Consider the following 24,176-nt stretch of genomic DNA (forward strand, 5'->3'; position numbering starts at 1 on the left):
GTCAGCTTCGGACGATTCGTCAGTAAATGTCGACACACCTCAGCTCAAATGTCGCATTTGATGACGTATGAACTTAGCCTGACTCTGGCACTGCCCGTCAGATCCGGGCCGCCCGTTGCGCGACACACCAGACCCAGAGGATCCGTGCATGGACGTCACCCGCGATTCTTCGCAGCGACCCGACAACCTGCCCAAGTCGTTCCCCCCAGCCCTGCCGGAACGTTCCGCCACCGGCGCCAGCCCGCTGCCCAAGGTCTCGACCGTCAAGGCCGCCGGCCCGGCCGGCCCGGTGGACAGCGGTCCGACGACCGCCCCGCTGGTCGTCGTCCCCGGACCGTCCCCCGCCGACGCCGCCGACCTGCGGGACCCGCTGGAGACGGCCGCCCCGGAGACCGTCGAACTCCCCGAGCTCGGCCGGGCCGGTGCCCCCGCCGCCACCTCGCGCCGCCCCCCGCGGGCGGACCAGGCGCTGCGCGAGCACACCGCCACCTCCCTGCCCGGCTGGGTCGCGCTGCTGGTGGTGCTGCTCGGCCTGGCCGGCGTGGTCTACGTGCTGCTGCGCACCGGCGTCATCCCCCACATGGACGCGCTGCCCGAACTGCGCAGCTCAACCGCGCAGGCCGGCGGCCGGTCCGGAATCGACGCCCAGGCGGTCGCCCTGGTCGGCGCGGTCGGGCTGCTGGTGGTGTTCGCGCTGGCCGGCCTGCTGGCCAACGCGGGCGGCGAGACCCGGGTGCTGAGCCGCTGGGGCCGCTACCGGGGCACGGTGCGCAGAACCGGGCTGGTCTGGGTGAACCCGCTGCTGCGCCGCCGCCGGGTCGACGTGCGGCTGCGGCACTGGCGCAGCGAGCCGGTCAAGGTCGTCGACCGCACCGGCACCCCGATCGTCGTCCGGCTGCTGATCGTCTGGCGGGTCAAGGACACCGCGCGGGCGCTGCTGGCGATCGAGGACCACGAGAGCTACCTGCGCGAGCAGGTCCAGGCGGTGCTCACCCGCACCGCCTCCACCCTGCCGTGCGACAGCAACGCGGCGCCCGGCCCGGCACTGCGCGACGGGCAGTGGTTCGCCGACGAGATGACCCGGGCCCTGGCCGCCGAGGCCGCCCCGGCCGGCCTGGAGGTCTACTCGGTGCAGCCGCTGGCACTGGACTACGCGCCCGAGGTGGCCGAGTCGATGCGCCGCCGCCGGCTGGCCGACCTGGACGCGGGCCTGCGGACCGTGCTGGTCGACGACGCGGTGGAGGCGGCGGCGCTGGCCGTCCGCCGACTGGAGCGCGCGACCGCGCACGAACTGGACGAGGCCGCCCGCAGCGCGCTGATGGAACAGCTGCTGGTCGCCTTCGTCGCCCCGGCCGGAGTGGCCGCCTCGGTACCGTCCCCGGCCGCCCGTGCCGGGCGGAAGGAAGGACGACCCGCATGAGGATAGCCACCGGCGCGTACGCCGAACCCGGTACCGGCCTCGACGCCGACCCCGGTCTGATCGGCTTCGAGGAGCGCCTGGGCAGCATCCCCGCGATCACCGGCTGCGGCTGCCCGAACTGCGCCGCCCGGCCGCGCACCGCCCGCGCCGCCGCGGCCGGCGGTGGCAGCCGAATACACCGGGCCGTGCGAAGTACCTGCCTGGCCACCACCGTGCTGGCGGGCGCCGGCGTGGTCGGCCTGACGGCGGGTGCCGGCTCCGCGCACGCCGCGGCGGGCAAGCAGGGCTGGGACGGGTCGAAGTACTGGTTCAAGAACGGCAGCGGCGAGTGGCGCTGGACCAGCCACTACGACGTCTACGTCAGCCGCACCGGCCAGTCCGGCTCCTCCGGCTCCTCCGGCTCCTCCGGCTCCTCCGGGGCCAAGGCCGTCTCGAACGGCTCGGCCTCCTCCTGGGGGCTGCGCCAGGGCTGGGACGGGTCGAAGTACTGGTTCAGGAACAGCAGCGGCGAGTGGCGCTGGACCAGCCACTACGACGTCTACGCCAGCCGCACCGGCCAGTCCGGCGGCGGTTCGGACCAGGGCTCCGGCGGATCGGGCAGCCGCCCGTCCGCGGACTCCACCCCGACCTCCGGGAGCACCGAGGCGGCCGTCGACTACGCGCTCGCCCAGCTGGGCAAGCCGTACGTCTGGGGCGGCAACGGTCCGTCCGGCTACGACTGCTCCGGGCTGGTCCAGCAGGCCTACCGGCGCAGCGGGATAGGGCTGCCCCGGGTGGCCGACGACCAGTACGCGGCGACCACGCCGATCAGCGCGGGGCAACTGCGTCGCGGTGACCTGGTGTTCTGGTCGGACAGCGGCCGTGCCTCGGGGATCCACCACGTGGGCATCTACCTGGGCGGCGGCAAGTTCGTCGAGGCACCCCGCCCGGGCCGGACCGTCCGGATATCCACCCTCAACCCGGGCTACTACCCGACCCACTTCGGGCGGCCGTAGCCGGGCAGCGCGCCGGGCCCCCGACAGCGACGTGCTGTCGGGGGCCCGGCGCGTGGTCAGGCGGAGGCGGTGGTGAGGAGGGTGGTCTGGGCGGGGGTGAGGGTGAGGGTGGAGGCGGCGAGGAGCGGGGGGAGCTGGTCGACGGTGCGGGCGCTGGCGATGGGGGCGGCGACCGTGGGGCGGGCGGCGAGCCAGGCGAGGGCGACGGTGGCGGGTTCGACGCCGTGGTCGGCGGCGACCGCGTCGAGGGCCTCCAGGACCTTGGGGCCGCGCGGTTCGGCCAGGTAGCGGGCGGCGCCCTCGGCGCGGGCGCTGTCGACGCCCGGCCCGTTCGGGCGGTACTTGCCGGTGAGGAAGCCGGAGGCGAGCGCGTAGTAGGGCACGGTGGCGAGGCCGTGCTCGGCGACCACCGCGGCCAGCGGGCCCTCGAAGGTGTCGCGGGACACCAGGTTGTAGTGCGGCTGGACCGCGACGTACTTGGCCAGGCCCTCGCGCTCGGCGAAGGACAGCGCCTCGGCGAGCCGCTCGGCGGATATGTTGGAGGCGGCGACCGCCCGGACCTTGCCCGCGCGGACCAGCTCGTCCAGCGCCGTCACGAACTCCTCGACCGGGGTGTCGTCGTCCCGGTGGGTGTAGTAGAGGTCGATGTGGTCCACGCCCAGGCGGCGCAGCGAGCCCTCGACGGAGGCCTTGATGTTGGCCGCGCCCAGGCCGCCTGCCTCGGGGTGCATGCCGACCTTGGTGGCGATCACGACGGAGTCGCGGTTGCCCCGGCTGCGCAGCCAGTTGCCGATGACCGTCTCGGACTCGCCGCCGGCGTTGCCGGGGGCCCAGGCGGAGTAGACGTCGGCGGTGTCGACGAAGTTGCCGCCGGCGGCCGCGTAGGCGTCCAGCACGGCGAAGGACTGCTGTTCGTCGGCCGTCCAGCCGAAGACGTTGCCGCCGAGGGAGAGCGGGTGGACGAACAGGTCGGAGGTGCCGAGGCGGACCCGGCTCTGGTTTCCGGTCATGCCCGCAGTCAACCTGCCTGCGAGGCAGCACATTCCGTCGGTCACACGGATTTCACGATCCGGTCGTACCACCGTCGCACGCGCGGGTGGTGGGTGCGCCCCGGGAGGGGTCCGGGGTGTGCCTGAGGTGGGCGGATTCGTTAGAGTCCGTGCCATGGCTGACAACGACTACGACCCCGCCGGTAGCACCCAGATGTTCCGGGCGTTCGTCGACGAGACCCCGGCGCCCCAGGCACCGGGCTCCGTCTCCACCTACGGCAGCAGCAAAAGCGGCAGTCGCACCGGCGTGATCGCGCTGGTCGCCGTCGTCGCCCTGGTCGTCCTGGGCGCCGTCGTCTGGCTGGCGGTCAAGTGACCCTCGCGCGGGTGGCCCCGGTGAGGGTCACCCGCGCGACGGGAAGCACCGGCTTCAGCAGGGCTTGCGCCAGGCGTTGAGGTCGAGCTTCTTCTGCATCGAACTGAAGCCCAGGGCCTTGGTCTTGGCGCAGAACTGGTCCGTGTCGAGCTTGTACTCGACGTGGAAGACCGCCTTGCCCGCCTTGATGAAGGGCGAGACCCGGTCGCACTCGTCGAACTGCGAGCACTCCTCGTTGACCGCGAAGTCGAAGTCCGGCAGCAGCGCGGGGATCTGGTCCAGGTCGTTCTTGAGGCCGATGGCCAGGCCGCGTTCGTGCGCGAGCTGGGCCAGCATGCGGTTGTAGGCGAGCTGGTCGGCCGGGGTCAGCGGGAAGCCGCTGTTCTGGTTGTAGGCCTCGATGGTGTCCGGCTCGATGGCGTCGAAGCCCTTGCTCCTGCACATGTCGAAGCGGGCGGCCATCAGCGGCTTCAGCTGGTCGAGCTTGCGGATGTCGAACCACTTCTCGCCCTTCCAGCCGGTGTCCGAGCCTTGCAGGGTCTTGGCGAAGGTGGCGGAGTCGGGGCGGAAGTCCTCCCAGGAGCCGGCGTTGATGTAGCAGATCACCTTGCGGCCCTTGGCGTGCAGCGCGGCGACCACCGAGGCGTCGTTCTCGAAGCCGTCGATGTCGTAGACCGGCACGTCCACCGACTGGTCCACGGGGCCGCCGCCGAGCTGCCACTGCCAGGTCAGGCCCGGGGTGGGCTGCCAGCGGGCGCCGGCCTGCGACGGGGTGGTGCCGGGCGGGGTGGTGCCCGGCGGGGTGCCCGGGGCGGTGGTGGCGCCCGGGGTGCCCGGGGCCGAGGTGGTGCCGGGGGCGCTGGGCGTGCCGGGGGTGCTGGGCGTGCCGGTGCCGGGGGTGCTCGGCGCGGTGGCCGTGGGCGAGTCGCTCTGGGTGCCGTCGGCCGAGTCGTGCTCGTCGTCCGAGCTCGAACTGCTGCAGGAGCTGACCAGCAGGGCGGCGACGGTGGCGAAGGCTATGGCGGCCGGCAGTAGCCGGGTGCGGCGGTTCACGGTAGTCGAACTCCGGATCGGGTCAGGTCAGTTCAGCGGCGGTCAGGCCGTGGGGCAGGGTGCGCCAGGGGTTCTCCCCGGCGCCCGGTACGGCGCAGCCGACGCCGGCTCGCCGGGCGGCGATCAGCGCGGAGGCGTCTTCGGCGGCCTCGGCGGGGACGTCGTAGACCAGGTGGCAGAAGCGGGATGCCGCGTGGCGGGCGGTCCACAGGGGCAGGGTCATGGCCCGGTACGCGTCCCAGTCGCCCTCGAAGGTGACCAGCAGGTCGGCCAGGCCGACCTCGGCGTAGGCCGGGTCCGGGTGCTCGCCGTGGCCGAACACCACGGTGCCGCAGCCGGCCGCCCGGGCCGCCGTCGCGAGGCGCCGGTAGTGCGCCAAGGCGCCCGGGTGGGTGGTGACCTGGTCGAGGTAGACGCCGGTGACGGCGTGCCGCTGACGGTACGTCAGGATGTCGGCGACCACGGCCGCGTGGGGTCGGCGGCCGTAGTCGGTGTCGGCGTAGCCGAGCAGCGGCAGGCCGGCCGCGCGGAGTTCGTCGGCGGCCTCGGCGAAGACGTTGTCCGGGACCTCGCCGGGACCGTCCGCGAGGTTGAGCACCACGGCGGCGATCCGGGCGGGGCCGGCGGCGGCGACCGCCCGCCAGGCCGCCGGGTCCACCGCGGGGTGGACGTACAGCGGCACCAGCAGGCGGCCGTCGGGGGTGGTCCCGGCGGTCATGCGACCACCGGGGTCGGCGCGGGCTCGGCGGTGCTGAGCCACAGGTCGCACAGGGTGTCGGCGAGGTCGGTCTCCGGCTGCCAGCCGAGCTCCCGGGCGGCGGCCGACACGTCGGCCTGCTGCCAGGAGACCGCGGCCGAGCGCTCGGAGCCCGCCCCGCTCTCGTCGATCCGGCCGGTGAATCCGGACGCCTCGACCAGGCCGTCGGCGATCGCCCGGACCCGCTGGGCCCGCCCGGAGGCGAGGTTGAGCACCCGGGGGAGCGGGCCCTCGGCGGCGACGGCCAGGCCGACCGCCCGGGCGATGTCCCGGGCGTCCACGAAGTCCCGGTAGGCGGAGAGGTCCCCGACCGTGACCACGGCGTCGGCGCCCTCGGGCGCCGCCCGGCGCAGTTCGGCCGCCAGCCGGCCGGGCAGCGAGCCCGCCGGGGCGCCCGGTCCGACCGGGTTGAACACCCGCAGCACCACCGCGTCCAGCGGCGAGCCGGCCACCGCGAGGGAGCCGGCCAGCTTGGTCGCGCCGTACACGCCCACCGGACGGGCGTCGGCCTGCTCGGAGAGCGACTCGCCCTCCGCGCAGACGCCGTACTCGCCGGCCGAACCGATGTGCACCAGTCGGGCCTTCGGGGCGCCCAGGGCGAGCGCCTCGCAGAGCACCGCCGGTCCGCGGGCGTTCACCTCGGCGAGCTTGACCGCGCTGCCGGCCACCGCGCCGGCGAAGTTGACCACCACGTCGGGGGCCAGTGCGGCCAGTTCCTCGCCGAGCGGGCCGGCCTGGGCGGTGCCCAGGTCCAGCCGGAGGTCGTGGGCGGGCCGTCGGCCCGCGGTCAGCACGGTGGCCCCGGGCAGTGACCGCAGGACGGCGGTGGCGTGACGGCCCAGGAAGCCGTCGCCGCCGAGCAGCAGGATTCTCACGCGGCCCGTCCGTCGCTCTCGGCGCCCGCGGCGACGGGCTCCTCGGTCGCGTCGTCCCGGACGGTGCCGGCGGCCGGGAGCGGCAGCTCGGCGACGCCCGGCACGGTGCCGGCCGACTCGAAGGGCATCAGGACCGGGCGGATCGTGGAGAACTCGGCGTTCGCCCGGTCGTAGTCGTCCGGGCGGCCGATGTCCAGCCAGTAGCCGCCGAAGTCGTACGCGGCCGGCGGAGTGTCGGCGGCCAGCAGGTCGAGCACCAGCTCGTCGAAGCCCAGCGGCAGGCCGGGGGTGTACTTGGCGAGCGCCGCGCGGGAGACGCCGTACACGCCCATCGAGACCCGGTAGTCGATGCTGGGCTTCTCCTGGAAGCCGGTGATGGTGCCGGACTCGGCGGTCAGCACACCGAAGTCGATCTTCACCTGACGGGCGTAGGTGGCGATGGTCAGCGGGGCGCCGGACGTCTCGTGGTGCTTGAGCACCCCGGCGAAGTCCAGGTCGGTGAGGATGTCGCCGTTCATCACCAGGAAGTGCTCGGGCAGGCGGTCCTGCATGGTGAGCAGCGGGCCCATGGTGCCGAGCGGGCTGTCCTCGACGGCGTAGCCGACCCGCAGGCCCCACTGCGAGCCGTTGCCGACGTAGGCGCGGATGATGTGGCCGAGGTGGCCGATGGCGAGGGTGACGGTCTTGAAGCCCGAGGCGGCGAGCTGGCGCATCACGATCTCCAGGATCGCGTGCTGGTCGCCGATCGGGACGAGCGGCTTGGGAAGCGCGGTGGTGTAGGGGCGGAGTCGAACGCCCTTACCGCCGGCCAGGATCACTGCGTGCATGGTGTTTCCCCCACGGAAAGATTGTGCAGGCCACGAACCTTGGTAACCAGGACGAGCATGATCGTTACGACGGTCAGACGTTGTAGATGTCGGTCTTGTAGCGGGCCAGGTTGGCCGGCTCGCGGAAGAACTCGATGGTCTGCTCCAGGCCCTGCTCCAGCGTGAACTGCGGCGCCCAGCCGGTGGCCGCGCGCAGTCGGGTGGCGTCCGCGACCAGGCGCATGACCTCGGAGTTGGTCGGACGGATGCGCTGCTCGTCCTCCTTCACCACCAGGTCCACGCCCATCAGCTTGCCGACCAGGGTGACCAGGTCGCCGACCGAGATCTCGCCGCCGGTGCCGGCGTTGAAGGTCCGGCCGACCACGGTCTCGGCGGCCGCGGTGCCCACCGTGCGGAAGGCGTTGGCGGTGTCCTTGACGAACATGAAGTCGCGGGTCGGGCGCAGGTCGCCGAGGGTGATCTCGGTCTGGCCGGCGGCAACCTGGGCGATCACGGTCGGGATGACGGCGCGCATCGACTGGCGCGGGCCGAAGGTGTTGAACGGGCGCAGGGTGACGACCGGGGTCTCGAAGCTGGCGTGGTAGCTGTCGGCCAGCCGGTCCCCGCCGGCCTTGGAGGCGGCGTACGGGGACTGGGTGTTGATCGGGTGGTCCTCGGTGATCGGCACGGTCTGCGCGGTGCCGTAGGTCTCGCTGGTGGAGGTGTGCACCAGGCGCGGGATCTCCAGGTGGCGCACGGCCTCCAGGACGTTCAGGGTGCCCGTGACGTTGGTGTCCACGTACGAGTGGGGGGCGCGGTAGGAGTACGGGATCGCGATCAGGGCGGCCAGGTGGTAGACCGCCTCGGTGCCCTTGACCAGGCCGTTGACCGAGCCTGGGTCCCGGACGTCGCCGAGGATGATCTCGACCGAGTCCAGCACCTCCGGCGCCAGGGTCTCCAGCCAGCCGAAGGAGGAGAAGGAGTTGTACTGGACCATCGCGCGGACGTGGTGCCCGTCGGCGACCAGGGTCTCGACGAGGTGGGAGCCGATGAAGCCCTCGGCTCCGGTAACCGCGACGCTGCTCATGCGTTCTTCGCTTTCTCGTTTTCGGGAGCGGCCGGACGTCTGAGCACGCCAGGCCGGTGGTGCCTCTGGAGAGGCGGATTCTCAGCGGTGTTGGGTGGTGCGGCCGAGCGCGGGCCCGGCGGTTGCGGTGAGGACGAGGGCGGCCGCCCCGCAGCCGATCAGCTGCAGGACGATCGGGTCCGCACCGGTCAGCAGCCCGACGCTCTCGGCGACCGCGGCGGCCAGACAGATGAGGGCGGTGCTCCAGCTGAACCCGAAGGCGTTCAGCAGCAGCGCCAGCCAGAGCGAGCCGCCCAGGAGCAGCATCGCGCCGAGCTGCGGCACACCGAGCGACGGGGCGCCCGGCCACAGCACGGTCGCGGCGGCGTCCAGCGCGGCCACGGTGGTGAGGTAGATGAACAGGCAGCCGAGCAGGATCCCGCCGGTGCGGCGGGTGAACTGCCCGGTGGTGTGGCTGGTGCGCAGCGCGGCCACGGCCATCGCCCGGTAGCGGAACAGCAGCCACTCGGCCAGGCCGAGACTGAGCGTCAGCGCGATCATGGCCGGGCCGGTCGGGGTGGTCTTCACCTCGTGCAGGGCGTGCGCGCCCTGGGCGGCGGTGTGCACCGCGTGGCCGGAGGCCCGCACGGCCTGGTGGATGGTCTCGCCGAGGCCGGCGATCAGCGTCAGCGCGCCGCAGGCCAGCCCGAACAGCAGGTGCGGGACCTCCTGGCGGACGGGCAGCCTCAGCTCCACGCCGTCCCGGTCGCCGCCGCGGGCCGCGACCAGCAGCTCCCGCACGGCCAGGCCGACCGCCAGCGCCACCGAGGCGAGCAGCACCACGGTGCGGACCAGCTCCGGCACGTCGACGGCCAGCACCACGCCCGCGCCGACCGAGGCCGGGGCGAGCGCCAGCAGCAGGAACTTCTCCCGCCCGAGCACCAGCAGCGCGGTGGCGGCCGCCAGGTAGCAGGACTGGCCCGCGGCGAACCACAGGGCGCCGAGCGGCCCGCCGACCACGTACGCGGAGGCGGCGGCGAGCAGCGCACCGACCGGTGCGCCGACGGCCAGGCAGATCGCGGCCTCCCGGCGGCGCAGCCGGCTCAGCCAGCGGTACGAGCGGTGCGCCAGCGCCTGGTTGAAGCCCCAGCTGACCAGCGTGGCGATGGACAGCGCGAGCATGCCCGAGGGCAGCCCGAAGCGCATCCGGGTGGTCGCGAACAGGTTGGCGCCGAGCAGGTAGCCGAGCCCGGGCAGGGCGAACACCAGGCCGCGCACCACGCAGCGCCAGGGGTCGGCCCGCCAGGGGTTGGCGAACTCGGAGCTCGGGCCGGGGTAGCGGCGCTCGATCTTCTCGAACAGCTCCTCGGCGACGGTGAACGCGTCGGGGCGGCCGTACAGCAGGGCGGCCTGTTCGTCGGAGAGGCCGTCGGACTCCAGGAAGGCCGCGATCTCGTACGGGTGGACGGCGTCGGCGCAGACTTCGCGCAGGCGCTCGGCCAGTTCGTCCAGCGGGTCCTCGGACAGGCCGAGCTGCTGGGCGGGGTCGGGTTCGGCGGGCGGGGCGGGGCGGCGGCGCTTCAGCGGCAGGGAGCGCAGCTGCATCGTCCGGTCGGCGCCGCCCTCGTCGGGGAGCAGCCGGATGGGACCACTCACGCGCCGACCTCGCTGGGCTCGGGCCGGGCGGCGGCCAGTTGCTGGCCCCAGTCCGGGCTGGGGACTCCGTCGGTGACGGCGACCATCCCGCCGGGCATCCAGCGGGAGGTGCCCAGGAGCTCGGTGTAGATGCCCCGGAAGCCGTCGATGTTCTGGCGGAGCGTGAACTGCTCGATGACCCGCAGCCGGGCGCCCTCGCCGAGCCGGGCGCGCCGCGCGGGGTCGCGCAGCAGCTCGATCGCGGCGGCCGCCATCGGTTCGGGTTCGCGCGGGGGGACGACCAGCCCGGTGTCGCCGACCGCCTCGCGCACGCCGCCGACGTCGGTGGAGACGGTCGCCCGGCCGCAGGACATGGCCTCGATCAGGGTGAACGGGAAGCCCTCGCTGATGCTGGAGAGCATCACCACGTTGCCCGCCGCGTACGCGTCGGTGATGTCGGCGACGCGGCCCTCGAAGGCCACCGAGTCGGCGATGCCGAGCTCGGCGGCCAGGGCTATGCAGCCGTCCCGGTAGGCCTCGCCGCCCTTGGGAGTACCCCCGAAGAGCCGCAGCCGGGCCTCGGGGATCTCCTGGTGGACGATGGCGAAGGCCCGGATCAGCGTCTCCAGGTCCTTGATCGGGTCGACCCGGCCGGCCCAGCTGAGGGTCGGCGTCTCGGGCTCGGGCCCGGCGGGCGGGAAGGCGGCCGGGTCCACGCCGTTGTAGACGGTGCGGATGTGGGTGGAGGGGGTGCCGCCGCGCTCCTCCCAGCGCCGGTTGTACCGGTTGCCGGGGGTGACCAGCGCGGCCTGCCGGTAGCTCTCCTCGGCGAGCATCCGGTAGAAGCCGAGCAGCAGGGCCTTGACCGGCCAGCGGTACGGGCCGGTGCGGTAGCCGAGGTAGCGCTCGCGCAGGTAGATGCCGTGCTCGGTGAGCAGAAACGGTACGCCGTACTGCTGGGCGGCGATCAGGCCGGGCAGGGTGGCGAGTCCGCCGCTGGCCGCGTGGGCGACGCCGTCGGTGGGCGGCTCGACCGAGAGCGGCCGCAGCGCGTGCTCCAGGAGGTCGGTGGCGTTCAGCGCGTCGTGCAGGGTGGGCCGGGAGACCGCGGTGGGCAGGTAGTCACGGGTCCAGACGTGCTGGAGGGTGCGCAGGGCGCGCTCGCTGCGCAGTGCCGGGCTGAGCAGCCCGCGCCGGGCGAGGTCGGCGAAGCCGTACAGCTCGGTGCCGAAGTGGGTGGTGTAGACCGGGTCGAGGATGGAGTGCAGGAAGCGCTCGTACGCGTTGAGGAAGCGGCGCATCTCCTTGCCGCGCGGTGCCCGGGCCTCCGAGGCCGGGCCCCACAGGGGTGCGGTGGTGACGGACCGTACGTTGGCGGGCAGCTCCCAGGCCAGCGGTTCCTGGCCGGTTCCGGTGACGGCGATGACGTCGAAGTCGACATCCGGCATGCCCTGGACGAGCTGGTCGCACCAGACGCTCACGCCGCCGTGCTGGTGCGGGTACGTCCCCTCGGTGAGCAGGGTGACGCGCATCTCCTGTCCCCCCTCCTGTTCTTGCGTCGTTTGTCCGGCCTGGGTGGCCGGAGCGGGAGCCGTGGCGGGGCCGGGCCGGGCGATCTGCCCGGCCCCGCCACGGGGTGCCAAGGGTTACCGGTTGCCGGGGCGTCCGGTGGTGGTGCCGTGCGAGGCCGTCCCCCCAGGGGCCTTGCCGGAACCGTTCTGGCCGTTGCCGGCCGGGGCGCCGTTGCCCTGGGTGTTCACGCCCGGAACGACGTCCTTGCCGGGCACCGGGGTGCCGCTGCCGGGGACGAGGGACTGGGCGGGCTTGCGGGTGACGTCGCTCGGGCCCGCCGGGACGGGCGTGGCGACGCCCTGCGGCACGACCTTCTTGTCCGCCGGCGCCGGTGCCGGGACGGACTTGGCCGCGACGTTCGGCGTGACGGCGGCCGGGGCGGCCGGCGCGCTGCCGGACGGGAGCTGCAGGGTGACGCTGCTCTGCAGGGCGCCCGGGGACACCCAGCCCGAGAGCGTACCGGCGTAGGCCGAACCGAAGGCGGCCGTGCCGATGGCCATCTTCTGAGCAGTTCCGGTCGGCATGGTGGCCTGGACCTGAACACCGGCGGGCGCGCTGACCGTGACGGTGTTGCCGATCTTGTAGGCGGTGACCTGGCCGGCGGCGACCGCCTTGTTCCAGGCCGCACGCTTCTGGAACTCCTGGCCGGTCTCGCGCTCGCCGAGGTTCACGATCGGGGTGTTGTCGGCGTGCAGCGAGCGGTAGGTGCCGAGGATCTTCTCCAGCACCGGGTACAGGATGCGGTCCTCGGAGAGGTTCGACTGGTGCACGAAGTGCGGGCGCGGGTCGTTGCTCAGCACGTGGCCGAGGTCGATCCGGGCCTCCAGCGGCACGATGTACGACTGGTAGCCGGTGGTGGTGTCCAGCGGCTGGGGCAGGCAGGTGGAGTTGGGGTTGTTCTCGCAGACGCCGCTGCCGCCGTTGGCCTTGCTGGTGTAGATCCAGTTGTACTCGTCGGCCTCCTCCTTCGCCGAACCGGCGTTGTAGAAGACGTTCATCGGGTACCGCGGCACGGTCAGCGTGGACGAACCGACGGCCCGCTGGGCGGGCTCGCGGGAGGCGTCGCTGCCGGTGAACCTGATGCCGTTGGCGGCCAGCGCCGGCGCCAGGTTCGGGTTGTCGCTGGTCTCCTGCGGGGCGGTGAGCAGACCGGAGTGCTCACCGGTGACGAGCACCTGCGGGTCGGGCTTGAGCCCGTTCTTGGCGGCCCAGTCGAAGTTCTGCTTGATCTGGGTGGAGATGGTGTTCTGGTCGGTCCAGACGGTGTTGCCCGACGCGTCCTTGGTGCACTTCCACGGGACCACGGTGACGTCCTGCACGCAGCCCAGGTACGGGTGGGTGTAGGTGTGGTTGATCCAGCGGTAGTTGGTCTGGTCGGCGATCATCTGGTCGGCCGTCGGGTCCACCGTGGTCTGGTGGTCGGCCTTCCAGTCCTCGCTGCCGCCGCCGTTGAACACCATGTCCAGCGTGAAGTTGTTGGCGGCCTGCCACTGCTTGAGGTGGTTGGCGTCGTCCGGGGTCATCCGGATCGGGTTGGTGCTGCCCGGGGTGCCGGGCGGGCAGGTGACGTCGCCGGGGGTGCACTTGAGCGTGGTGTCCCAGCGGTCGTCGGCCAGGAACACGTCGTCGACGTGGGTGGAGAAGTAGTTGCGGTCGTAGCCGAGGTGGACACCCTGGGTGATCCAGTCGACCATGCCGCGGGCCAGCAGCCGGTACTGCTGCTGGTACTGGTTGTAGACGAAGGTGACGACCAGTTCCTTGCGGCCGTCGTGGGTGTACTCACCGACCAGCGAACCGCGGCTGGTCGAGTTGGGTATCGCCGCGTCGACCAGCGGGACGAAGGAGGCGCCGGACGGCAGGTTGGCGAGCGGGGTCGCCAGGTAGCCGTAGCTCTCGCTGACCTTCGGGTCGTTGTCCTCGAACGGGACGCTGCCCCGGAGGTACCCGAACGGGCCCGAAGTCCCGGCCGCGGTGGTGGCGGCCTGGAATCCGTCGAGCGTCCCGAAGAATCCCGGATTCGAGGCGTAGTTCAGGCCCACGGCCGGGCTGGCCCAGGTGTACGCGTCGATCTGCCGGACGTTGAAAGCCGCCTCGTAGGTGGCGATCGCCGCCATCTCGGCGGCGCTGTTCGGGAAGGGGTTTTCGTTGGGCAGCACGATGCCCTGGTACTTGCCCCGGGGCACCCCGTTCACCGTGTCGCTCAGGAAAGCGGCGTTGATGACGGGGCGGTTGGTGTCATTGAGGGTGACGACCTTGTACGGCGTGCCCTGGCTCTTGAGCTCGGCGGTGATCGCCGCGACCGACGGACCTCCGTCGTCGATGACCAGGACGGTGAGGTCGATCCTGGGCGACGGCGTGGTGTCGCCGTGGGCCAGGGTGGTCTGCAGGCCGCTGGCCAGCAGAACTGCCGCTGCGCAAGCGGCAACTCTTCGGGTCGCTCGACCCATGTCTGATCCTCCCCTTGGGTCAGGCGCCGCGCTGCTTCGTCGCTCGCCTGCCCGTGTAGCTGTTCGCGGGCAGCAGGCTGCCCGGCGCCCATCCTGGTCGAGGGTCGGCAGTGCGAGGGACCAATTGGGCAAGAGTGCAGCGAACCTGTTACCAACGTTCATGGTGAAGCCATGGAGGCGCTGATTCTGACCGCAACCGGACCGCCCACGCAAATAATGAATTGAAAATGAAAAAACGGAAGCCGACTGCTACAGCTGGTTACCGCCTGTGCGGCTCACACGGCTCTGTGGGGCACCTACACTGTCGTCGTCGCGCACGACAACTCTCGCACATCCTGCTGCGCCAATGGGCAGGTTCATGCAATATCGGGCACCGCTGTGCCATGTGACCGTCCGAATATGCAATGGAGGCCGCGGGTGGCCGATCGTCAGATCGCATCCGAGCGAATCGGGGACGCACGGAATGCCCTCGCGGAGTCGGACGGAGCCGTCCTGGTCGGCCGCAGTCTCGGTCTGCGCGGTGCGGTCAACGCCCGCGATCTGGGCGGGTACCGGACGGCCGGCGGACGGGCGCTGCGCGGTGGCGTGGCCCTGCGCAGCGATGGCCTGAACCACGTCACCGCCGAGGACCTCGACCCGCTGGGCGCGCTCGGCCTGCGCGCGGTGGTCGACCTGCGCAGCGCCGACGAGATCCGCGAGTCCGGTGCCGACCGTCTTCCGGACGGCGTGACCGCGCACCATCTCCCTCTGCTGGCAACGGACTTCGACATCCACGGGACACTGCGCAGCGCCCTCGCCGACGGCAGCCCGCGCAAGCAGCGCGCCCTGCTCGGCGACGGCCGGGCGGCCGCCCTGATGACCGGCCTCTACCGCTGGTTCGTCACCGCCCCGCAGGCCCGGGAGAGCTTCGCCGCCCTGCTGCGGCTGCTGGCCGCCCCGGACGGCGTGCCGCTGCTGTTCCACTGCTCGGCGGGCAAGGACCGCACCGGCTGGGCGGCGGCGCTCGTGCTGACCGCGCTGGGCGTGGACCGCGAGACCGTGCTCGCCGACTACCTGCTCACCAACGAACGCTCCGCGCCCGTGGTCGACTCGGTGCTGGCGGACTTCGCCCGCCGGGGCCTGATGCGCGAGCCCGAGCTCCTCCTGCCGGTCTTCCGGGCCGACCGCGACTACCTGGACGCGGCCTTCGCGGAGGTCGAGGCCGGCTGGGCCGACTTCGACGCGTTCTGGCGGGAGGGGCTCGGGCTGGACGAACGCGTGCTGGCCGGACTGCGCGCCAACCTGTTGGACGGCGACGGCGGGTGACCAGCGCGGCGGCGGTCAGCTCTCGCTGATCAGCCCCGCGCGGAGCTGGGTCAGCGTCCGGGTGAGCAGCCGGGAGACGTGCATCTGGGAGATCCCGATCTCCTCGCCGATCTGCGACTGGGTGAGGTTGCCGAAGAACCGCAGCATGATGATCCGGCGCTCGCGCGGCGGCAGCTTGGCCAGCAGCGGCTTGAGCGACTCGCGGTACTCCACGCCCTCCAGCGCGAGGTCCTCGTAGCCGAGCCGCTCGGCCAGCGGCCCCTCGCTGTCCTCCTCGCCGGGGCCGGAATCCAGCGAGCTGGCGGTGTAGGCGTTGCCCACCGCGAGGCCCTCGACCACGTCCTCCTCGCTGACCCCGAGGCAGGCGGCCAGTTCGGCGACGGTGGGGGAGCGGTCCAGCCGCTGGGACAGTTCGTCCCCGGCCTTGGTGAGCGCCAGCCGGAGCTCCTGGAGTCGGCGCGGCACCCGGACCGACCAACTGGTGTCCCGGAAGAACCGCTTGATCTCGCCGACCACGGTGGGCATCGCGAAGGTGGGGAACTCCACCCCGCGCTCCGGGTCGAAGCGGTCGATCGCCTTGATCAGGCCGATGGTGCCGACCTGGACGATGTCCTCCATCGGCTCGTTGCGGCTGCGGAAGCGCACGGAGGCGTACCGGACCAGCGGCAGGTTGAGCTCGATCAGGGTGTCGCGGACGTACGTGTGCTCCTCGCTGCCGGGCTCCAGCGCGGCCAGCCGCAGGAAGAGCGAGCGGGAGAGCGTCCGGGTGTCCAGCCCGGAGCCGGGCGGTGCCGCGGTGGGCGTCCCGGGGCCCGGTGCTGCGGCGGCCGGCGCTTCCGGCCCCGGTGCTCCGGTGGCCGGCCTTTCGAGGGACGTGGCCCGCTGGAGCGGGATCCGGTCCTCGGCGACCGCCGTACCCTCGGCCTGACCAGCGTGGATCTCCGCAGTGCCCAGCTCTCCGGACATGCACCCACCCCCTTGTGACTGACAGTTGAACGGGGGCCGTCGCACGGAGGTTCCCGGCGGGGGCCCAACCCCCTGCATACCGGAACACGGGCCACGGCAAACCCGAACGTCGCAAGATGTCACGTCGGAGTAACGCGCTGCAATCTCACTCTTCCCAGGAGTTGCCGGTCCGAAGCCTCGTCAGGATCCGCGACAGCAGCCGGGAGACGTGCATCTGGGACATCCCCAGTTCGGTGCTGATCTGCGACTGGGTGAGGTTGGCGAAGAACCGCAGCATCACGATCCGCCGCTCCCGTTCGGGGAGTTGGACCAGCAGGTGGCGGACCATGTCGCGGTGCTCGACCTCGGCCAGCGCGGCGTCCTCGTAGCCGAGCCGGTCCAGCAGGGCGAGTCCGCCCTCGTGCTCCTGGGCGGCCTCCAGGGAGGCGGCGTTGTAGGCCCGCCCGGCGTCCAGGCAGGCCCGGACGTCCTCCTCGGGGATCCGCAGGCTGGCCGCGATCTCGGGCACCTTGGGGGCCCGCCCGTGCAGCACCGTCAGCTCCTCCATGGCGCCGCTGACCTGGACCCACAGCTCCTGGAGCCGGCGCGGGACGTGCATGGTGCGGACGTTGTCCCGGAAGTAGCGCTTGATCTCGCCCAGGATCGTCGGCAGCGCGTAGGTGGGGAACTGGACGCCCCGGGTCGGGTCGAAGCGGTCGATCGCGTTGATCAGGCCGATGGTGCCGACCTGGACGACGTCCTCCATCGGCTCGCTGCGGCTGCGGAAGCGGGTGGCGGCGTAGCGGACCAGGGGGATGTTCACCTCGATCAGGGCGGCCCGGACCCGCTCCCGTTCGGGGGCGTCCGGGGGCAGCTCGCTGAGCCGCTCGAACAGCACCCGGGTGAGCGTCCGGACGTCCACGACGGGGCGGCCACCGGGGCCGCGCAGCCCGTCCGGGCGGAGTTCGCCGGCCGGGCTGATGATCGCAGCCAACACCTCGTCCACGGACACGTCACCCCTCCCAAGTTCGACAATGGCGGGCCCTGCGGATCGGGTGTCGCGGCTGGTTGATCACCTCGCCATGTCCGGCAAAACCGGTCATAGCATCACAAGCTGGGCGCAGGTCGGGCAAGCACCCGGTGGAGGTGTGTTGGTGCGGTGCTCAGCCGGTGGGGGGCCGGTCGGCGAGGCGCCGCAAGGGTTGTTCCGGGGCAGAGCAAGACGCCCCGTCCGGGGACCGGACGGGGCGGGCGCGGGCCGTCCGGGGGACGGCGGCGGGGGTCAGACCTCGATGTCGGCGATCACCCAGGTCGCGAACTCGCGCCACTGGCCGGCCGCGGCCTGGTGCGCGGGGTGGGTCAGGTACGCCTGGAGGGCCGTGCGGTCCTCGACCAGGCTGTTGATCGCGTAGTCGTAGGCGATGTCGCGCTCGGTGGTGTTCCAGCCGCACTCCCACTCGCGCAGCTCGGGGATCAGCGAGCCCAGCTCGTCGAACGCCTTGGCGCCGGCGAGCACGCGCTGCTCGTCCTTGGCGACGCCCTCGTCGAGCTTGAACAGGACCAGGTGGCGGATCACGATTGCCGCTCCTTACTTGATCAGACCGGTCATGAAGGTGCCGACCGCCTTGGCCGCGTTCGAGATGCCCTCGAAGCCCAGCTGGACGAGTTCGGCGGACCGGGCCGGTGAGGTGATGATCGAGTAGAGCACGAAGATGAGCAGGAGGGCCATGCCGATCTTCTTCGCCTGCGCCATCGTGACCTTCCTCCCTGCGGTGGGCCGCCGTCATCCGGTCCCCGAGCGGCCTTGCAGGGCAGCTTATCCACCGGACGGCCTATCAAGTGTGCGACGCGTTCGCCCGGCGGGACGAAGGTCCCCGCGAGTGGGGCCTTTCTCCGGGTGCCCCGTCCGGGCCCGGGCGGCAGGATGGAAGACGTGCCGAGGATCTGGCAGGAATCCCCCGGCACGTGGATCCGGAGCCCCCGCTGTGGGACCGGTGGTCGCGGCTTCCCCCCACGCGGCGCCGGTTGTGGGGCTCCGCCGGGGGAGCGGTCAGTCCCCCGAGCCGCTCCCCCTCCAAGGCTCCGTACGAGCCGGGCAATGGTGGTCATCGGCCCGGAGTGCGGAGCCTTTTCCGCGTCCGGGGGAGCCGTTCCGGCGTCAGGGGGCGGACCCGCCGCCTCCGGCGGTGCGCGCGAACGACGAAGGGCACCCCCGGAATTTCGGAGGTGCCCTTCGTCTATGGCGGTAGCGGTGGGATTCGAACCCACGGTGGAGTTGCCCCCACACACGCTTTCGAGGCGTGCTCCTTTGGCCGCTCGGACACGCTACCGAGGGGAACTCTACCGGACGGGTGGCGCGGTCACGAAATCCGTATCGGGCGGGCCGTCGCCGGGCGGCTCAGCGGTGGGTGTCGAAGAAGGCGCGCAGCTGTGCGCCGCACTCCTCGGCGAGCACGCCCCAGATCACCTCGGGCCGGTGGTTGAGCCGGCGGTCGCGCATCACGTCGAAGAGCGAGCCGGCGGCGCCGGCCTTCTCGTCGAGGGCGCCGTAGACCACCCGGTCGATCCGGGACAGCACGATGGCGCCGGCGCACATGGTGCAGGGCTCCAGGGTCACCACCAGGGTGCAGCCGCTGAGCCGCCATTCCCCGATCCGTTCCGCGGCCTGCCGGATCGCGACCACCTCGGCGTGCGCGGTCGGGTCGCCGACCGCCTCGCGCTCGTTGTGGCCGCGCCCGATCACCTCGCCGTCCGGGCCCAGGACGAGCGCCCCGACCGGGACGTCCCCGGTGGCCGGCGCCAGGGCGGCCTCGGCAATGGCGAGGCGCATCGGCGCCGCCCAGCGGTCGCGGACCGGGTCGGGGCGGACGGGGGCGGGCAGGGGGGGGATGTGCGGGACGGTCAGCGGGGTGGATGCGGGCTGCATGGCATCCAGTGTCGGGCATCCGGTGGTGGACACCGGTGCGACCGGTGCCGCTACCGGACCGCCTCCAGGACCTCGCCGCAGCCGAGGGCCTCGGCGATCTCCTCCAGGGCGTCGCCCGGCACCGCGCCCTCGCCGCTGAGGCCGAGCAGCTCGTCGGCGGCCAGGCCGAACTCGGTGAGCAGGTGGGCGTCGCCCAGCGGGCCGACCGGGACGCCGCCGTGGGCGTCCGCGTCCTCGTCGTCCTGCTCCTCGGCCTCCGCCTCCTCGTCCAGCAGGTGGTCCAGGTCGCCGAACTCGCTCTCGCCGGCCTGGTCGACCAGTTCGTCGGTGAGGACGGAGCCGTAGGAGCTGCGGGCGGCGGCGGCGCCGTCCGACACGAAGATCCGCGGATCGTCCTCACCGTCCACCCGGACGATGGCGAACCAGGAGTCCTCCTGTTCGATGAAGATCAGGACGCTGTCGTCGTCCTGCGCGGAGTCGCGGGCCAGTTCGGCCAGATCGGCCAGGGTTTCGACGTCGTCGAGCTCGGTCTCGCTCACATCCCACCCGTCCTCGGAGCGAGCAAGCACTGCAGCGAAGTACGCCACCAGGGACACTCCCAAGATCATCGGTCTCGGCTTCGGCGTGCTCGGGCGACGCGGAAATCTGGCCGCCCCCGCGCCAGAGGCGGTCCGCTTGTTCGGACCGTCCCATCGGAATCGTGACAGAAAGCCCGCCCTTGCGGGGGGTGTTCGGCAGCGCGTCTTTGCAGGTCGTGTCGGAAGGGCCGGGCGGCGTACGGCGGATCCGGGCCGGGGCCGTCCGAGGCCGGTCGAATTTTGGTCCGAACGCCCGTCCGGGGCGCGACGGAGTCGCGATGGGGCCGGGTCGGGGTCGGGTCGGGGTGGGATCGCGGGGGGATCGGACGGGAAGGGGGTGGGTCGGGGATGGGGCGGGCTCAGATCCGGAAGGTCCGCATCCGCATCGCCTCGCGCATCCGCCGCTCCTTGGTCCGCCGGGGCTGGACCCGTTCCCTCAGCTCGCGGGCCTCGGCGAGTTCGCGCAGGAAGACGGCCCGCCGCTTGCGGCGCTCCGACTCGGTCTCCGGGGGGTCCTGGGGCGGGCCGGCGCGAAGGGCCGCCCCGTCGACGGGCTCGTCGGCCGAGCCGTCCCCGGCCTTCGGGTTGCTCGTCATGAGACGTGACATTCCCAGAACTGCCGGGTTGATACCACAGGAGCTGGTTCCATTCGGACATTCGCGACGTGTCACGGCGTGTCACCGAACGGTGACCGCCGCCGGTCGGCGGCCTGGCACGGCGTGTCGTACAGGCGTCCAGGACCGGGCTAACCTCGGTACATGCGTCTCCACGTCGTCGACCACCCCCTGGTCGCCCACAAGCTCTCCACTCTGCGCGACGAGCGCACCGACTCGCCGACCTTCCGTCGCCTGACCGACGAGCTGGTGACCCTCCTCGCCTACGAGGCCACCCGGGACGTCCGCACCGACGAGGTGGAGATCACCACGCCCGTGGCGGTCACCCTCGGCACCCGGCTCAGCTACCCGCGCCCGCTGGTCGTGCCGATCCTGCGGGCCGGCCTCGGCATGCTGGACGGGATGACCCGCCTGCTGCCGACCGCCGAGGTCGGCTTCCTCGGCATGGTGCGCAACGAGGAGACCCTGGAGGCCTCCACGTACGCCACCCGGATGCCGGACGACCTCTCCGGCCGCCAGGTCTACGTGCTCGACCCGATGCTGGCCACCGGCGGCACCCTGGTCGCCGCGATCAAGATGCTGATCGAGCGCGGCGCCACCGACGTCACCGCCGTGGTGCTGCTGGCCGCGCCGGAGGGCGTCGAGGTGATGCGCCGCGAGCTGGCCGACCTGCCGGTCACCGTGGTCACCGCGGCCCTGGACGAGCGGCTGAACGAGAACGGCTACATCGTCCCCGGCCTGGGCGACGCCGGCGACCGGCTGTACGGCACGGCCGGCTGAGCACCCCTTCCGAACGTCCGAGAGCCCCCGGCGCTGCCGGGGGCTCTCCTGGTTTCTCGCGCGGGGGTCAGCAGCTGCCGGTGGCGCTCGGGGTGGGGGAGGGCTTGATGGCCAGGGCGAGGGCCGCGGCCGCCTGGGTCTCGTCCAGCAGGGCGTTGTAGCTGTCGCCGATCACGAAGTCCACGCTGGTGTCGGTGCGGGCGTCGGCGGTCACGGCGGCCCCGGCGATCTGCGAGCCCACCAGGGTGCCGGCGGCGGCGCCGGTCGGGCCGGCGATCACCTGGGCGGTGCCGGGCACCTTCTTGTCCAGCTCGGCGGGGGCGTTGCCGACCTTGCCGATGGTGAAGCCGCGCTTCTTGAGCTCGTCGGCGGTCCGCCCGGCCAGGCCCGCCTTGGTGGTGGCGTTGTAGACGTTCACCGTGACGGCGGAGGGCGCGGGGACGGCGTGCGGGTCGACCGGTGCGCCGGGCGCACCGGAGGCCGCCGGGGCGCCCGGGGTGGCGCCCGCCGTCGGGGCGGCCAGCGGCTTCCCGGACGGGGCGGCGCAGGCCTGGGCGGAGGCGTTCTTGTCCTTGCCGCGGAAGATGTCGTACAGCTGCACGCCGCCGAGGCCGATCAGGGCCAGGGCGAGCAGGGCCGCGAGCGCGGCGATCACCTTGCGACTCTTCTTCGGGGGCCGGCCCAGCCGCGGGTAGGCATTGCCGGTGACGCGGTACTGCTTCCCCTTGAGGCCTTGGGGAGTCAACATGCTCACGGTTTGTCTCCCCCTCGTGCCGGGGCGGGGTCGGGATGACGGGTTGGCCGGGTCGGGGATCCCCGGGAGCGGGCGGATCCCCTGGTCGCGGCCGTAGTCAGCAGCGTAGTGCCGGACGGCTGCGAAGGTACTAAACGATCATCATCTGGAGTACCCCGGTACCCGAAAGGAGGTACCCGGGTAAGCGCGGACCGCCCTCCGCCGGGTGGCGAGGGGGCGGTCCGGAGTCGTTGCCGTGCGGCCGTCAGTCCATTTCCAGGACACGGGCGTGCAGCACCTGGCGCTGCTGCAGTGCGGCCCGTACGGCCCGGTGCAGCCCGTCCTCCAGGTAGAGGTCGCCGTGCCACTTCACCACGTGGGCGAAGAGGTCCCCGTAGAAGGTGGAGTCCTCGGCCAGCAGGGTTTCCAGGTCGAGCTGGCCCTTGGTGGTCACCAGCTGGTCGAGCCGCACCGGGCGTGGGGCGACGTCAGCCCACTGTCGGGTGCTCGTCCGGCCGTGATCCGGGTACGGCCGCCCATTGCCGATGCGCTTGAAGATCACACGGAAAGCCTACCGTTCGGACGGCGCGCGGCGCAGCAGCCGCGGCGCCGCCACGCGCACCGGTGCGAGCTGCGCGAGGGCGATTGCGGCTGTTTGATGGGAAATGTCGTGAACATCGCCCGGTCCCGGCCGGGTTCAGGACTGGCTCCCGACCGCCGATCCCGTCCAGGAGCGTGCACCGATGGACTCCGCCCCCACCCCGACCGCCGTCCGGGAGATCGCCGACGGATACGCCTTCACCGGGCCCGCGCTCGACCTCGGCGCGGTGCTGCTGGACGGCACCGCCTACCCCGACGCCCAGGTGCGTGTCCCGCTCGCGGTGCTCAACCGGCACGGGCTGGTCGCCGGGGCCACCGGCACCGGCAAGACCAAGACCCTCCAGCTGATCGCCGAACAGCTCTCCGCCCAGGGCGTGCCGGTGTTCCTCGCCGACATCAAGGGGGACGTCTCCGGCATCGCCGCGCCCGGCACGCCCGGCGAGCGCACCGCCACCCGCGCCGCCGAGGTCGGGCAGCAGTGGACGCCCCGGGGCTGCCCGGTCGACTTCTACTCGCTCGGCGGCCAGGGCACCGGCATCCCGATCCGGGCCACCGTCACCAGCTTCGGGCCGCTGCTGCTGGCCAAGGTGCTGGACCTGAACGAGACCCAGGAGGCCTCGCTCAGCCTGGTGTTCCACTACGCCGACCGCAAGGGCCTGGAGCTCTACGACCTCAAGGACCTCACCGCCGTCATCGGCCACCTCACCTCCCCCGAGGGCAAGGAGGAGCTGCGCACCATCGGCGGCCTCTCCGCGGCCACCGCCGGGGTGATCCTGCGGGCGCTCACCGTGCTGGAGAACGAGGGCGCCGCGGCGTTCTTCGGCGAGCCCGAGTTCGACACCGCCGAACTGCTGCGCACCACCGCGGACGGACAAGGCGTCGTCTCGGTGCTGGAACTGCCCGCCGTCCAGGACCGGCCGCGGCTGTTCTCCACCTTTCTGATGTGGCTGCTCGCCGACCTCTACCAGGAACTGCCCGAGGTCGGCGACCTCGACCGGCCCAAGCTGGTGTTCTTCTTCGACGAGGCGCACCTGCTGTTCCGGGGCGCCTCCAAGGCCTTCCTGGAGGCGATCACCCAGACCGTGCGGCTGATCCGCTCCAAGGGCGTGGGCATCTTCTTCGTGACCCAGACACCGCGCGACGTCCCCGCCGACGTGCTCGCCCAGCTGGGCAACCGGGTGCAGCACGCGCTGCGCGCCTTCACCCCGGACGACGCCAAGGCGCTCAAGGCCACCGTCTCCACCTTCCCCCGCTCCTCCTACGACCTCGCCGCGGTGCTCACCTCGCTGGGCACCGGCGAGGCCGTGATCACCGTGCTCTCCGAGAAGGGCGCGCCGACGCCGGTCGCGGCGACCAGGCTGCGGGCGCCGCAGTCGCTGATGGGGCCGATCGAACCGGGGGCGCTGCAGGCGGCCGTGGACGCCTCGCCGTTGACGGCGCGCTACCGGGACGCGATCGACCGGGAGTCCGCGTACGAGAAGCTGGCGGCCCGGGCGCCCCGGCCGGAGGCGGAGCCGGTCGAGCCGCCCGCCCCCGCGCCGGCCCAGCCCGCGCCGCGGCGGGCCGAACCCCAGGGGGCGGGCGGGCTGCTGGGCTCGCTGCTCAACAACCCGACCGTGAAGTCCTTCGCCCGCTCGGCCGGGAAGCAGCTCGGGCAGGAGATCTCGCGCAGCCTGTTCGGGACGTCCAAGCGGCGGCGGTGAG

Annotated in this window: 23 protein-coding genes, 1 tRNA gene and 1 pseudogene; 6 read left to right on the plus strand and 19 right to left on the minus strand. The window is 72.5% G+C overall.

The window, feature by feature from the left end; translation table 11 throughout:
- The first annotated feature begins 148 nt into the window (after positions 1-148).
- Both ABTY61_RS19315 and ABTY61_RS19320 read left to right on the plus strand, forming a co-directional pair.
- Positions 149-1,420: an SPFH domain-containing protein gene (locus tag ABTY61_RS19315; RefSeq protein ID WP_350506218.1), complete on the plus strand. Its 1,272-nt coding sequence runs from the start codon at positions 149-151 to the stop codon at positions 1,418-1,420.
- Positions 1,417-2,415, plus strand: a complete 999-nt coding sequence (locus tag ABTY61_RS19320) for a C40 family peptidase (protein ID WP_350506219.1) — start codon at positions 1,417-1,419, stop codon at positions 2,413-2,415. The genes ABTY61_RS19315 and ABTY61_RS19320 overlap by 4 nt, the downstream gene beginning before the upstream one ends.
- 56 nt (positions 2,416-2,471) lie before the next feature.
- Here the strand turns inward: ABTY61_RS19320 and ABTY61_RS19325 are convergent, their stop codons facing one another.
- A complete protein-coding gene (locus ABTY61_RS19325; RefSeq protein ID WP_350506220.1) occupies positions 2,472-3,425 on the minus strand; it encodes an aldo/keto reductase in 954 nt (317 codons plus the stop codon).
- A gap of 154 nt (positions 3,426-3,579) precedes the next feature.
- On the opposite strand from ABTY61_RS19325, the gene ABTY61_RS19330 reads away from it, so the two are divergent.
- Complete coding sequence (locus tag ABTY61_RS19330; RefSeq protein WP_350506221.1) at positions 3,580-3,780, plus strand: hypothetical protein; 201 nt, start codon at positions 3,580-3,582, stop codon at positions 3,778-3,780.
- Positions 3,781-3,834: 54 nt separating this feature from the next.
- On the opposite strand, the gene ABTY61_RS19335 is transcribed toward ABTY61_RS19330, so the two are convergent.
- The 8 genes and pseudogenes from ABTY61_RS19335 to ABTY61_RS19370 form a co-directional block, all read right to left on the minus strand.
- Positions 3,835-4,833, minus strand: coding sequence for an endo alpha-1,4 polygalactosaminidase (locus tag ABTY61_RS19335; protein ID WP_350506222.1), 999 nt, complete (start codon positions 4,831-4,833; stop codon positions 3,835-3,837).
- A 22-nt stretch (positions 4,834-4,855) separates the two neighbouring features.
- Positions 4,856-5,551: a spherulation-specific family 4 protein gene (locus ABTY61_RS19340; RefSeq protein WP_350506223.1), complete on the minus strand. Its 696-nt coding sequence runs from the start codon at positions 5,549-5,551 to the stop codon at positions 4,856-4,858.
- Complete coding sequence (locus tag ABTY61_RS19345) at positions 5,548-6,465, minus strand: NAD-dependent epimerase/dehydratase family protein (RefSeq protein WP_350506224.1); 918 nt, start codon at positions 6,463-6,465, stop codon at positions 5,548-5,550. Before ABTY61_RS19345 ends, ABTY61_RS19340 begins: the two co-directional genes overlap by 4 nt.
- 125 nt (positions 6,466-6,590) lie before the next feature.
- A pseudogene (locus ABTY61_RS19350) lies at positions 6,591-7,292 on the minus strand (nucleotidyltransferase family protein); the annotation flags it as partial.
- Positions 7,293-7,365: 73 nt separating this feature from the next.
- Positions 7,366-8,358 carry an SDR family NAD(P)-dependent oxidoreductase gene (locus ABTY61_RS19355; RefSeq protein WP_350506225.1) on the minus strand — a complete coding sequence of 331 codons (993 nt, stop codon included), beginning with the start codon at positions 8,356-8,358 and terminating at the stop codon, positions 7,366-7,368.
- Positions 8,359-8,439: 81 nt separating this feature from the next.
- Positions 8,440-9,993, minus strand: coding sequence for a hypothetical protein (locus ABTY61_RS19360; RefSeq protein WP_350506226.1), 1,554 nt, complete (start codon positions 9,991-9,993; stop codon positions 8,440-8,442).
- Complete coding sequence (gene pelF, locus ABTY61_RS19365; protein ID WP_350506227.1) at positions 9,990-11,504, minus strand: GT4 family glycosyltransferase PelF; 1,515 nt, start codon at positions 11,502-11,504, stop codon at positions 9,990-9,992. Before pelF ends, ABTY61_RS19360 begins: the two co-directional genes overlap by 4 nt.
- A 114-nt stretch (positions 11,505-11,618) precedes the next feature.
- Positions 11,619-13,991: a hypothetical protein gene (locus ABTY61_RS19370; RefSeq protein ID WP_350506228.1), complete on the minus strand. Its 2,373-nt coding sequence runs from the start codon at positions 13,989-13,991 to the stop codon at positions 11,619-11,621.
- Positions 13,992-14,408: 417 nt separating this feature from the next.
- On the opposite strand from ABTY61_RS19370, the gene ABTY61_RS19375 reads away from it, so the two are divergent.
- On the plus strand, positions 14,409-15,296 hold the full coding sequence (locus ABTY61_RS19375) for a tyrosine-protein phosphatase (RefSeq protein WP_350506229.1): 888 nt from the start codon (positions 14,409-14,411) through the stop codon (positions 15,294-15,296).
- 15 nt (positions 15,297-15,311) lie between these two features.
- Here ABTY61_RS19375 and ABTY61_RS19380 read toward each other — a convergent pair whose 3' ends face one another.
- The 8 genes from ABTY61_RS19380 to ABTY61_RS19415 form a co-directional block, all read right to left on the minus strand.
- Complete coding sequence (locus ABTY61_RS19380) at positions 15,312-16,262, minus strand: RNA polymerase sigma factor SigF (RefSeq protein ID WP_350506230.1); 951 nt, start codon at positions 16,260-16,262, stop codon at positions 15,312-15,314.
- A gap of 145 nt (positions 16,263-16,407) precedes the next feature.
- Positions 16,408-17,190 carry an RNA polymerase sigma factor SigF gene (locus ABTY61_RS19385; RefSeq protein WP_350506328.1) on the minus strand — a complete coding sequence of 261 codons (783 nt, stop codon included), beginning with the start codon at positions 17,188-17,190 and terminating at the stop codon, positions 16,408-16,410.
- Between the two features lie 333 nt (positions 17,191-17,523).
- Positions 17,524-17,817 (minus strand): Dabb family protein, encoded by a 294-nt coding sequence (locus tag ABTY61_RS19390; protein WP_350506231.1) that lies wholly within the window; start codon positions 17,815-17,817, stop codon positions 17,524-17,526.
- A 12-nt stretch (positions 17,818-17,829) separates the two neighbouring features.
- A complete protein-coding gene (locus ABTY61_RS19395) occupies positions 17,830-17,994 on the minus strand; it encodes a hypothetical protein (RefSeq protein ID WP_188304848.1) in 165 nt (54 codons plus the stop codon).
- Positions 17,995-18,481: 487 nt separating this feature from the next.
- Positions 18,482-18,571, minus strand: a tRNA-Ser gene (locus tag ABTY61_RS19400).
- A gap of 68 nt (positions 18,572-18,639) precedes the next feature.
- A complete protein-coding gene (gene tadA, locus ABTY61_RS19405) occupies positions 18,640-19,167 on the minus strand; it encodes a tRNA adenosine(34) deaminase TadA (RefSeq protein ID WP_350506232.1) in 528 nt (175 codons plus the stop codon).
- Between the two features lie 50 nt (positions 19,168-19,217).
- A complete protein-coding gene (locus tag ABTY61_RS19410) occupies positions 19,218-19,775 on the minus strand; it encodes a tRNA adenosine deaminase-associated protein (protein WP_350506233.1) in 558 nt (185 codons plus the stop codon).
- Positions 19,776-20,104: 329 nt separating this feature from the next.
- Positions 20,105-20,341: a hypothetical protein gene (locus ABTY61_RS19415; protein WP_350506234.1), complete on the minus strand. Its 237-nt coding sequence runs from the start codon at positions 20,339-20,341 to the stop codon at positions 20,105-20,107.
- 162 nt (positions 20,342-20,503) lie between these two features.
- Here ABTY61_RS19415 and upp point away from each other — a divergent pair, with 162 nt between their 5' ends.
- A complete protein-coding gene (upp, locus tag ABTY61_RS19420; RefSeq protein WP_350506235.1) occupies positions 20,504-21,139 on the plus strand; it encodes a uracil phosphoribosyltransferase in 636 nt (211 codons plus the stop codon).
- 67 nt (positions 21,140-21,206) lie between these two features.
- Here the strand turns inward: upp and ABTY61_RS19425 are convergent, their stop codons facing one another.
- Positions 21,207-21,887, minus strand: coding sequence for a LytR C-terminal domain-containing protein (locus ABTY61_RS19425; RefSeq protein WP_350506329.1), 681 nt, complete (start codon positions 21,885-21,887; stop codon positions 21,207-21,209).
- Between the two features lie 250 nt (positions 21,888-22,137).
- The gene (locus ABTY61_RS19430) at positions 22,138-22,434 is read right to left on the minus strand and encodes a type II toxin-antitoxin system VapB family antitoxin (protein ID WP_030273186.1); all 297 of its coding nucleotides are present in this window, start codon (positions 22,432-22,434) and stop codon (positions 22,138-22,140) included.
- A 181-nt stretch (positions 22,435-22,615) separates the two neighbouring features.
- On the opposite strand from ABTY61_RS19430, the gene ABTY61_RS19435 reads away from it, so the two are divergent.
- Entirely contained in the window at positions 22,616-24,175 is a 1,560-nt protein-coding gene (locus tag ABTY61_RS19435) for a helicase HerA-like domain-containing protein (protein WP_350506236.1), read from the plus strand.
- Position 24,176: the final 1 nt, after the last annotated feature.

It is taken from the genome of Kitasatospora sp. NPDC096128 (assembly GCF_040303105.1).
Classification (GTDB): Bacteria; Actinomycetota; Actinomycetes; order Streptomycetales; family Streptomycetaceae; genus Kitasatospora.